The organism is Variovorax sp. P4_D9, assembly GCF_056401695.1.
On the sequence record NZ_JBFUIU010000309.1, the window covers coordinates 1 to 10,246 of the forward strand.

Annotated in this window: 8 protein-coding genes and 2 pseudogenes; 6 read left to right on the forward strand and 4 right to left on the reverse strand. The window is 68.1% G+C overall.

Annotated elements, in window-relative coordinates:
• Positions 1-264 precede the first annotated feature (264 nt).
• Complete coding sequence (locus tag AC1DY5_RS28235; RefSeq protein ID WP_478116760.1) at positions 265-828, forward strand: methyltransferase family protein; 564 nt, start codon at positions 265-267, stop codon at positions 826-828.
• 125 nt (positions 829-953) lie between these two features.
• Positions 954-2,738 (forward strand): alkaline phosphatase D family protein, encoded by a 1,785-nt coding sequence (locus tag AC1DY5_RS28240; protein ID WP_478116761.1) that lies wholly within the window; start codon positions 954-956, stop codon positions 2,736-2,738.
• A gap of 59 nt (positions 2,739-2,797) precedes the next feature.
• On the opposite strand, the gene AC1DY5_RS28245 is transcribed toward AC1DY5_RS28240, so the two are convergent.
• The 3 genes from AC1DY5_RS28245 to AC1DY5_RS28255 are packed head-to-tail and all read right to left on the reverse strand — an operon-like array spanning position 2,798 to position 5,387.
• Positions 2,798-3,469: a class II aldolase/adducin family protein gene (locus tag AC1DY5_RS28245; protein ID WP_478116763.1), complete on the reverse strand. Its 672-nt coding sequence runs from the start codon at positions 3,467-3,469 to the stop codon at positions 2,798-2,800.
• A complete protein-coding gene (gene otnK / locus AC1DY5_RS28250) occupies positions 3,466-4,749 on the reverse strand; it encodes a 3-oxo-tetronate kinase (RefSeq protein WP_478116765.1) in 1,284 nt (427 codons plus the stop codon). The genes AC1DY5_RS28245 and otnK overlap by 4 nt, the downstream gene beginning before the upstream one ends.
• Positions 4,746-5,387, reverse strand: coding sequence for a helix-turn-helix domain-containing protein (locus AC1DY5_RS28255; protein ID WP_478116767.1), 642 nt, complete (start codon positions 5,385-5,387; stop codon positions 4,746-4,748). Before AC1DY5_RS28255 ends, otnK begins: the two co-directional genes overlap by 4 nt.
• Before the next feature lie 129 nt (positions 5,388-5,516).
• Here AC1DY5_RS28255 and AC1DY5_RS28260 point away from each other — a divergent pair, with 129 nt between their 5' ends.
• The 3 genes and pseudogenes from AC1DY5_RS28260 (at position 5,517) to AC1DY5_RS28270 (ending at position 8,181) form a co-directional block, all read left to right on the forward strand.
• The gene (locus AC1DY5_RS28260; protein ID WP_478116769.1) at positions 5,517-5,954 is read left to right on the forward strand and encodes a tripartite tricarboxylate transporter substrate-binding protein; all 438 of its coding nucleotides are present in this window, start codon (positions 5,517-5,519) and stop codon (positions 5,952-5,954) included.
• A gap of 9 nt (positions 5,955-5,963) precedes the next feature.
• Positions 5,964-7,164: pseudogene (locus AC1DY5_RS28265) on the forward strand (M20 aminoacylase family protein).
• Positions 7,165-7,219: 55 nt separating this feature from the next.
• Positions 7,220-8,181 (forward strand): annotated as a pseudogene (locus tag AC1DY5_RS28270) (LysR family transcriptional regulator).
• A gap of 16 nt (positions 8,182-8,197) precedes the next feature.
• On the opposite strand, the gene AC1DY5_RS28275 reads toward AC1DY5_RS28270, so the two are convergent.
• On the reverse strand, positions 8,198-9,112 hold the full coding sequence (locus AC1DY5_RS28275; protein WP_478116771.1) for a LysR family transcriptional regulator: 915 nt from the start codon (positions 9,110-9,112) through the stop codon (positions 8,198-8,200).
• Positions 9,113-9,239: 127 nt separating this feature from the next.
• Between AC1DY5_RS28275 and AC1DY5_RS28280 the strand changes: the two genes are divergently transcribed.
• Positions 9,240-10,246 (forward strand): Rieske 2Fe-2S domain-containing protein (locus AC1DY5_RS28280; RefSeq protein WP_478116773.1); only part of this gene is annotated, 1,007 nt, incomplete at its 3' end.

The following is a 10,246-nucleotide window of genomic DNA, read 5'->3' on the forward strand; positions in this document are numbered from 1 at the left end:
GAATAGCCCTGAGGCGGGGTGCTTGCGCAGCCGGCCAGGCACAGAAGAATTGAACTCGCCATCTTCTTCACGATCTCTCCGATCGACGGTCTGACGGCCGGGTTCAAGGCATTCGGACTTGACGAGGACGCCGCCCCAGCCGCTTCTGCGAGCATAGCGAACCGGGGCGTCGTCGGGAAGGTCCGGTCCTGCGTTCGCCGCCCTCGGAATCAGCCAGCGCGGGCACCATTCCGGGGCCGCGGCGCTCCGTGTAAATTCCGCCAAATGCTTCTCCCCCTCGCGGCCTACCCTCCGACCTTCGTCGTCGTGAGTTCGGTGCTCCTCTACATCTCGCGTGGCGCCATCAGGCGTCCGCGATCGCACGGCTTTTCGCGCTTCTTTGCCTGGGAGTGCATCCTGGGGCTGATCTGGATCAACCTGCCCGTCTGGGGCGACGGCCCGCTCGCGCCGCACAAACTGTTGGCGCTGGTGCTGTTCATCACCTCCGTCTGGCTTCCGCTGCATGCGTTTCGCCTGTTGACGCGATTCGGCCATCCCAGCGAGGCGCGCCAGGATGCGGYCCTCCTCGCCTTCGAGAAGACGACCACGCTGGTGACGGCCGGGGCGTTCCGCTACATCCGCCATCCGATGTACACGGCGCTGATCTGCCTGGCCTGGGGCATCTTCCTCCAGCAGTTCACGTGGATGGGCCTGGCGCTGGCGCTGACGGCGACGGTGCTGCTCTTCGTCACCGCGTTTCGCGAAGAGCAGGAATGCCTGGCACATTTCGGCGAGGTGTACCAGGACTACATGGGCCGCACGCGTCGGTTCGTACCCTTCCTGCTGTAGCGCCGGGCACGTCGGCGAGAGGTGCCCGGCGCCTACAGCGTGCGCCCCTCTCGTCTGACATTCGTTCCGCGCCTCGGCCCCCATGTTCCGTTGGATCGCTGGCGATCCAATCGGAGGGACTTCCAATGAACTCACGCAGGCAGGGCAACACATCGACCCCAGGCAATCCTTCCGGCCTCCGCGCGTCGGTCGCCCCCGAGGACGCCGGCCCCTCACGGCGAAGTGTGATCAGAGACGCCGTCTTCTACGCGATGCTCGTGGTCGCGGGTGTCAGCACCACGGGTTGTGGTGGCGGAGGCGGTGGTGGCGGAGGCGGCAACCTGGGCGGTGGCATCGGCGGCACCGGAACCCCCAGCGATCCCAATGTCACCACCTCGTTCAAGCACGGCGTTGCCAGCGGAGATCCCTTGTCCGATCGCGTGATCCTGTGGACCCGGGTGACGGTCTCGAGTCCCGGCACGCTGAACCTGACGTGGGAGATCGCGAGCGACCCGAATTTCGGGATCGTAGTCTCGCGGGGCGCCGCAACCACGGGCCCGGAACGCGACTACACGGTCAAGGTGGACGTCACGGGATTGCTGCCGGCCAGCGTCTACTACTACCGCTTCCAGCTGGGCACCGACATCTCGTCTTCGGGTCGAACCAAGACTCTGCCGGTCGGCAATGTGTCCCAGGTGCGCATGGCCTTGATGTCGTGCGCAAACTACCCGGCGGGCTACTTCAACGTGTACGCGGAGGTTGCCAAGCGCACCGACATCGACGTTGCATTGCACGTGGGCGACTACATCTACGAGTACGGGCTGGTGGGCTTCCTGTCGCAGCTTGCCATTTCCCCCGACCGCAGGTCCGAACCGTCGCACGAGACGGTGACGCTGGACGACTATCGCATTCGCTATGCGCAATACCGTACCGACAGCGACCTGAAGGCGATGCACGCCAGCGTGCCCGTGATTGCCGTCTGGGATGACCATGAGCTCGCCGACAATGCGTGGTCCGGCGGCGCGACCAACCACGATCCCGCTACCGAAGGCAGCTTTGCGGCACGGCGCGCCGCGGCGGTGCAGGCCTATCACGAGTGGATGCCCACTAGAGTGCCCGACCCGGCCGACCCGTTGAAGATCTATCGGTCTTTCGATTTCGGAAATCTGGTGTCGCTCCATATGCTGGACAGCCGGCTGGTCGGGCGCGACCAGCCGGTGTCGCTCGATGCCTACCTGCAGGGCGCGGCCGACAGCCCCACGCGCCAAATTCTCGGCACGGAGCAATTCAACTGGCTGTCGGCGCGCATGGCCGCCTCCAGCGCAACCTGGCAAGTGCTCGGTCAGCAGGTGCTGATGGCCCGCATGGAAGTGCCGCTGACGGTCGCCAACTCGCTCACCCCGGACACCCTTGCCGAGTATCTGCTGGCGCTGTCGACGCCGGACGCCGCCCGAAGCAGCCGCCAGCGCGACCTGGTCAACCAGCGCCGCGCTCCCTACAACCCGGACGCATGGGACGGCTACCCCGCCGCGCGCGAAGCCGTGCTGAACGCGGCACGTTCGCAAGGCAAGAACCTCGTCTCCCTGGCCGGTGACACGCACAATTCGTGGGGCAGCAACCTGACTGACGCGACGGGCCAGCGCGTGGGGGTGGAGTTCGGAGGCTCGTCGGTGAGCTCGCCGGGCTTCGAAACCAAGCTGCCGCTGATTTCGAATTCGCTGCTGGCGGATGCCTTCCTCAAGATGGTCGTCGATCTTCGCTACGCGGAAACCAGCAAGCGCGGCTACATGGTGATCACCCTGACGCCGGCGGAAGCACGCGGCGACTGGATCGAGATCAGCACCGTGTTCAGCCAGTCCTATAGCGCCAGGGTCGTCGCGAGCATGCACGCGTTGCCGGGTCCGGCCAATCTGGATCTGGTGCCCGTCTGAGATCGCACGCCCGCTGCGTCCGCGGGTTCCCTGCGGACGGTCGATATCGAGTCGGGCGACTACCAGCGGGCCCCGAAATTACGCCGCAGTTCGTTGATCTCGGCCTCGCCGAGCGGATCGGGCGGATCCGCCTTCCCGTTCGCGAGCAGCCAGAGCCTGGCGGTTTCTTCCAATTCCTCCAGCACCGCCATCGCCGCGGCCGGCGTGTCGTGCCAGACATTGGGCCCCAGGCGCTCGAGCATCACGGCGCGGATCGGCGTGCCGGCCGCGCCATAGCGCGCGATGACCTCGGCCACCTGCGCCGCCGCTTCAGGCGCGCCCGGGCGGTGATAGCGAATCATCGGCACCCGCCCGACCTTCATCACGAAGTAAGGCGTCAGGGCCGGCAGCAGTTCGGCGCCGGTCTCGCGCAGCGTCAGCGCCACGCAGTGGGTGCTGTGGGTGTGGATCACGCAGCGCGTGCCGGCATCGAAGCTGCTCGCCGCGCCATAGATGCGCGCATGCAGCGCGATGGTCTTGCTGGCGCGGTCGCCCTGGGTCTGGCGCAGGCCGCTGTCGAGCCGGGCCAGCTTCGCCGGATCGAGGAAGCCGAGGCAGGCATCGGTGGGCGTGATCAGGAAGCCGTCGTCGAGCCGCACGCTGATGTTGCCGGCCGTCGCGTGCACGTAGCCGCGCTCGAACAGGCTGCGGCCGACACGGCAGATTTCCTCGCGGGCGCGATGCTCGTTCATCGCAGTTGCTCGAAGGACTTGGTGAAGAAGTCGTCGCCGCCGAAGTTGCCGGACTTCAGGGCGATGTGCAGGCCCGCAGCGCCGGCCGCCGCGCAGGCCGCATGGCACCACGGCACGCCGGGGTCGATCTGGCCGCCGATCTGCAGCTGCGCGATGCCGAGCGCCTGCACGCAGGCGCCGGAGGTCTCGCCGCCCGCCACCACGAGCTGGCGCACGCCGCGCTCCACCAGGCCACGCGCAATCGCGGCGATTGCGCGCTCGACCATCGCGCCGGCCTCCTCGATGCCGAGCCGGCCCTGCACCGCCTTCACGGCCGATGGCGCGGCCGTGGAATAGACCAGCACCGACCCGTCGCGCAACAGCGGCTCGGCCCAGGCCAGCGCCTGCCCGACGACATCGCCGCCGGCCGCGAGTTGCAGCGGATCGAGCGCCAGCGCCGGCCGGCCGGAAGCGATGAACGCCGCCACCTGGCGGTGGGTCGCCAGCGAGCAGCTGCCGGACACCACGGCCCGCAGGCCGCCCGCCGCCGGCAGCGCGCTGGCGGTCGACGACGGCGCGAGGCCGAAATTTGCCGGCAGGCCGATGGCGACGCCCGAGCCGGCGGTCAGCAGCGGCAGGCCCGCCAATGCCGGACCGAGGCGCAGCAGATCGTCGTTGGAGACCGCGTCGACGATCGCGATGCCCACGCCCTCGCCGCGCAGCTGCGCGATGCGGGCGCCGATCGCCTCGGCGCCCTGCGCCACCGCCACGTGGTCGATCAGGCCCACCTTGCGCCGGCTCTGGGCCTGCAGCACCCGCACCAGGTTGGCATCGGTCATCGGCGTCAGCGGATGGTTCTGCATGCCGCTCTCGTTGAGCAGCACCTCGCCCACGAACAGGTAGCCCTTGAACACGGTGCGCTTGTTGTCGGGGAAGGCCGGCGTGGCGATGGTGAAGTCGCAGTGCAATGCGTCCATCAGCGCCTCGGTCACCGGGCCGATGTTGCCCGCGGGCGTGCTGTCGAAGGTGGAGCAGTACTTGAAGTAGATCTGCCGCGCGCCCTGCGCCTGCAGCCAGTGCAGCGCCGCCAAGGATTGCACTACCGCTTCCGCCGGCGGGATGGTGCGCGACTTCAGCGCCACCACCACCGCGTCGACCTCGGCGCCCAGCGGCCCCTCGGGCAAGCCGATGGTCTGGACCACGCGCATCCCGGCGCGCACCAGGTTGTTGGCCAGGTCGGTGGCGCCGGTGAAGTCGTCGGCGATGCAGCCGAGCAGGAGGGGGTGGGCCGCTTGGATCATCGGGCGAGTTTACTGACAGGCCCTGCCGCCGACTTCCACAGCGCGCGAGGCCCACGGAAGTTGTAGCGCTCGCGGTAGCGCTGCGGGCTGCTGCCGGTCCGGCGGGCGAACATGCGGCAGAAGGCGCTTGTGTCGGCATAGCCGCAGTCGCGCGCGATCTCGTCGACCGCGCGCCAGGTGCCTTCCAGCCACATCTGCGCGCGCTGGACACGCAGTTCCTGCAGGTACTGCAGCGGCGTGCGGCCGAGGTGCTGGTTGAACAGGCGGCCGAGCGTGCGCTCGCTGATGGCCGCTGCCCTGGCCACGTCCGCCAGGCGGATCGGCCGGCTCGCGTTCGCCTGCATCCAGGATTGCGCCCGCCCCAGGGGCATCTCGCGCGACTGCCCCATGACCTGGGCGGCCGTCATCGCCGCCGACAGGTTCTGCCGGTCGGCATTGAGCAGCATCTTCTCTGCGCCCGCATGTGGCAGATCGGCCAGTCCCGCATAGCGCGCCAGGTGCAGCACCAGCGCGTGCATCAGGGACGGTACCGCGGCACACACGGTGCGGTGCAGGGCCAGGATCGGCTCGTACGCTTCGATCCTCACCGTCGGAAAGTGGGCCTCGAAGCCCGGCATGGAGTTGCCCGTGCAGTCCATCGATGATGTCGTCACGTATGCGCGCGACCCGGCGAACAAGCCGCTGAGCTACGGCAGCGTGGGCATCGGCTCGCTCTATCACTTCGCGGGGGGAGGACCTCGCGGCGCGCACCGGCACGAAGATGCTGCATGTCCCGCAAGGGCGGAGCACCTCTCCTGCAGGACCTGGGCGCCGGACTGGTCGACATCACGATAATGCCGTGGGCCACCGCCTACCAGGGCCTGGCGACCCAGGGAAGGCTCAAGATCCTCGGCTGGCTCGGCCCGCGCCGCGATAGCCTCATGCCCGAGCTGCCCGCCGCCGGCGAAGGCAGCCTGCTGAAGGACTTCGACTACACCACCTGGTCCGGCCTGTTGGTGCGCAAGGAGACGCCGGACGCCGTCGTCGCCTGCCTGCACCAGGCGCTCCACGCCGCGCTGGCGCAGCCAAAGGTTCAGAAAGCCATCCTGGCGACCGGCTCCAGGCCGGCGGCGCCGCAGTCGCTCGAATCCTCGGCCCAGCGGTTGGAGGCCGAGGCCGTCCGCTTCCAGACGCTGGCCAGGCGCATCCACCTCGAGCCGCAATAGGAAGCCGCCATGACGCTTTGCACGACCGCCACCCAGACCCTGGACTGGATGCAGCGCCACGCCGCCAAGTTCTCAGCGGTGCCCCAGCAGATTCATCAGCATCCCGAACTCGGCTTCGAGGAATTCAGGACCAGCGATCTGGTGGGCAGAGCGACTGGCATCCTGGGGCTACGAGGTGGAGCGCGGCATCGGCGGCACTGGGCTGGTCGCCCGCATGCGGCTCGGACGCGGCAGCGCGCGCCTGGGCCTGCGCGCCGAGATGGACGCGCTGCCCCTGACCGAGCTGGCGCAGCGCCCCTATGCCAGCCGGCGTCCGGGCGTCATGTATGCCTGCGGCCACGATGGCCACACCACCATGCTGCTCTTCGCTGCGCGATACATCGCGCAGCAGCGCCGGTTCGACGGCACCTTGAACCTGATCTTCCAGCTGGCCGAAGAGGGACTCAACGGCGCCTCGCGGATGATGGCGGACGGACTGTTCGAACGCCATCCCTGCGACGCAGTGTTCGCCATGCACAACATGCCGGGCCTGCCCGAGGGGCAGCTGGTGTTCCGCGACGGCGCCCAGATGGCTTCGGGCGACACGGTCTTCATCACGCTCAGGGGTCGCGGGGAACATGGCGCGATGCCGCAACTTGCGGTCGATCCCACGGTGGCCGCCGCCAGCATCGTGCTGGCCCTGCAGACCGTGGTCTCGCGCAACACCGATCCGCTGCACGCGGTGGTCGTGACGGTGGGCGTGCTGCAGGCCGGCACCGCCAGCAACGTGATTCCGGAGACGGCAGGACTGGAACTCACGGTCCGCGCGCTGGACCGGGGCGCAGGCGCGCTGGCGGAACAGCGGATCCACGAACTGGTCCGAGCGCAGGCGCAGAGCTTCGGCGTCCAGGCCGACGTCGATTACCAGCATGGCTACCCCGTGCTGGTGAACACCGCGCGGGAAACCGAGCTTGCGCGTTCGGTGGCGCGCGACCTCATCGGTGCGCAGAGCATGGTCGCGCAGGGGCCGCCGGTGATCGCCAGCGAGGACTTCGCCTTCATGCTCGAGAAGGTTCCCGGCTGCTACCTATTCATCGGCAATGGCACCGACATGGCGCAAGGCGGCTGCAGCGTCCACAACCCCCACTACGATTTCAACGATCGCCTGCTGCCCGTCGGTGCCGCCTATTGGGCCCGGCTGGTCGAGCACTACCTTCCCGCAGGGTCCTGAGAGGTCCCGGGCAGCGCGGCGGCGCGGCGGCGCGGCGCGCGGGACAATGCCCGCCATGGAACTGCGCACCCTTCGCTACTTCATCGCCGTGCTCGAGGCCGGCAGCCTGTCGCGCGCGGCGGTTCGCTCTACATCGCGCAGCCCGCCCTGACGGCGCAGATCAAGAAGCTCGAAGGCGAGCTCGGCAGCCAGCTTTTCGAGCGCTCGCACGTCGGCGTGACGCCGACCCCGGCCGGCCTCCAGCTCTACCAGGACGCGCGCCGCCTGCTGTCCGACGCCGACGCTATGCGCGACCGCATCCAGCGCGTGCCCGAAGGCCCCGAGGGCGCGGTCACGGTGGCGGCGCCCTTCCTGCTGGCCTCGCTGCTGCTCGGTCCGGTGCTGGCCGCGCTGAGGCAGTCGCACCCGCGGAGCCGCGTCTTCGTGATCGACGACCTCAGCATCATGGTGAAGAAGGCGATGGTGGAGCGGCGCGCCGACGTCGGCATCCTGGTCGACGCGCCTCAGGTCGACGGCCTGCGCTGCCAGCCGCTGGCCAGCGAATCGATCTTTCTTTGCGGACGGGATGCCGACGGCACGGTGGCGGCCCGGCTGCGACGGGCCCGCGGACGCAAGGCCGCACGGCCCGAGATCGACTTCGAGCAGGCAGCCCGGTTGCCGCTGGTGCTGCAGGTCCGGCGCTTCTCGATCCGCCGGAGCGTTGAGGATGCCGCCAGCTCGCTCGGCGTCGCGCTGAACATCGCGCACGAGCACGACTCGGCCCGCGTCATCCGCTCGCTGTACGTCTGCGGCGCCGGCTTCACCTTCACGCCGGCCTGCACCCTGGCCGACTCGGTGCCCGGAGCCGAAGGCTGGATCAGCGCCCGCGTGGTGCGGCCGGAGCTGAAGCGCAGCTACTTCCTGGCCACGCCGTCGGTCCGCACGATCGAGCCGGCGACGCGGGTGGTGATGGAGGCACTGGCGGGCGAGGCCACCCGGCTGGTCCGCAGCGGCGTCTGGGAGGCCCGGCTGCTCTGACGGGGCGAGGGCCGCCTCAGGCGGCCGCAGCTTCCCCATGAAGCCGGATGATCAGGGCGCGCAGCCATGCGATGGCGGGGTCCTTCTGGTAGCGGCCGTGCCAGAACAGGTTGATCGCGATCTCGGGCAGCTTGGCTGGGTGCCGCACATAGGACAAGCCGAAGGGCTCGACCAAGGCTTGCGCCAGCCGCTCCGGAACGGTCGCCACGAGGTCCGAGTCGTGCAGGATATGGCCGACGGCCACGTAGTGCGGAACGGTCAGCACGATCTTGCGCGCGATCTTCCTGCGATCGAGCAGTTCATCCGCCTGGCCATGGCCGGTCCCCGCCGACACCACCACCACGTGGTCGGCGGCCGAGAACTCGTTCAAGGAAATCTGCTTCTTGTCGAGCGCATGGCCGCGTCTGAACATGCAGACGTAGTGCTGCCTGAACAGCCGGCGCTGGAAGTAGCCGGCCTTGAGCTGCGGCAACAACCCGATCGCCAGGCTGACATGGCCGGCCTCCATCTCGTCCTGCAGGTTGACGGCCGTGTTGCGAACGGTGCTGAGCGAAACGCCGGGCGCCACGCGCGCCAGCTCCTTCATCAGCTTGGGCAGGAAATAGATCTCGCCGATGTCGGTCATTCCGACCGTGAAGGCGCGCTTCGAGCTCGCGGGGTCGAACGAGGCCTGCTGGTTGATCGCCGCATGGATGAGCTGCAGCGCGCGTGCCGTCGGCTCGGCGAGCTGCGCCGCGAACGGCGTCGGCTCCATGCCCCTGGGGGTCCGGAAGAACAGCGGGTCGCCGGTGAGCTTGCGCAGGCGCGCCAGGGCATTGCTGACGCCCGGCTGGGAAAGTCCGAGGCTGGTCGCCACCTTCGACACCCGTCGATCGACCAGCAGCTGTTGGAAGACGACCAGGAGGTTGAGGTCGATGTCCTTGAGTTCCAAGTCTTCCTCACATTCGCGAAATCAATAGATACTATTTTTCATATTCTATTGATCCATGGCTCAGTGGCCGCGATCATTCCTGAACCGCACGACGTAGGTCGTACGACACCCGACTCAGGAGACAAAAATGGATGACGCAACAGCGATCTTTCCCCGGCAGATCCATTGGGAAGACCAGGGCACGAGCCGCATACCCTTCATGGCCTACACGGAGGCCGATCAGCATCGACGGGAACTCGAGCGCTTCTTCTATCGCGGGCACTGGTGCTACGTGGGACTGGAAGCCGAGATCCCGAACGCCGGCGACTTCAAGCGCACGGTGGTCGGCGAGCGCTCGGTCATCATGGTCCGTGATGCCGAGGGCGCCATCAACGTCGTCGAGAACGTCTGCGCGCACCGCGGCATGCAGTTCTGCCGCGAGCGGCACGGCAATCGGAAGGACGGCGGATTCACCTGCCCCTACCACCAGTGGAACTACACGCTGAAGGGCGATTTGCAGGGCGTGCCCTTCCGCCGCGGCGTCAAGCAGGACGGCAAGATCAACGGCGGGATGCCGGCCGACTTCAGGCCGGCCGACCACGGCCTCAACAAACTGAAGGTCGCGACGCGCGGTGGCGTGGTGTTCGCGTCCTTCGATCCCGATGTCGAGTCGCTGGAGGACTTCATGGGCCCGGAAATCCTGGCCTGCTTCGATCGGCTGTTCAACGGCCGCAAGCTGAAGATCCTCGGCTACAACCGCCAGCGCATCCCCGGCAACTGGAAGCTGATGCAGGAGAACATCAAGGACCCGTACCACCCGGGCCTGCTGCACACCTGGTTCGTCACCTTCGGGCTCTGGCGCGCCGACAACAAGTCGGCGCTGAAGATGGATCGGCACCATCGGCACGCCGCCATGATCTCGACCCGGGGCTCGGGCGGCAAGGCCGATCAGGTCACCCAGGTCTCGAGCTTCAAGGACACCATGCAGCTCCACGACGACCGATTCCTCGACATCGTTCCCGAGCCCTGGTGGGGCGGCCCGACGGCGGTGATGATGACGCTGTTCCCGAGCGTGATCCTGCAGCAGCAGGTCAACAGCGTCTCGACGCGGCACATCCACCCCAGCGGGCCGGGGGCATTCGATTTCGTCTGGAC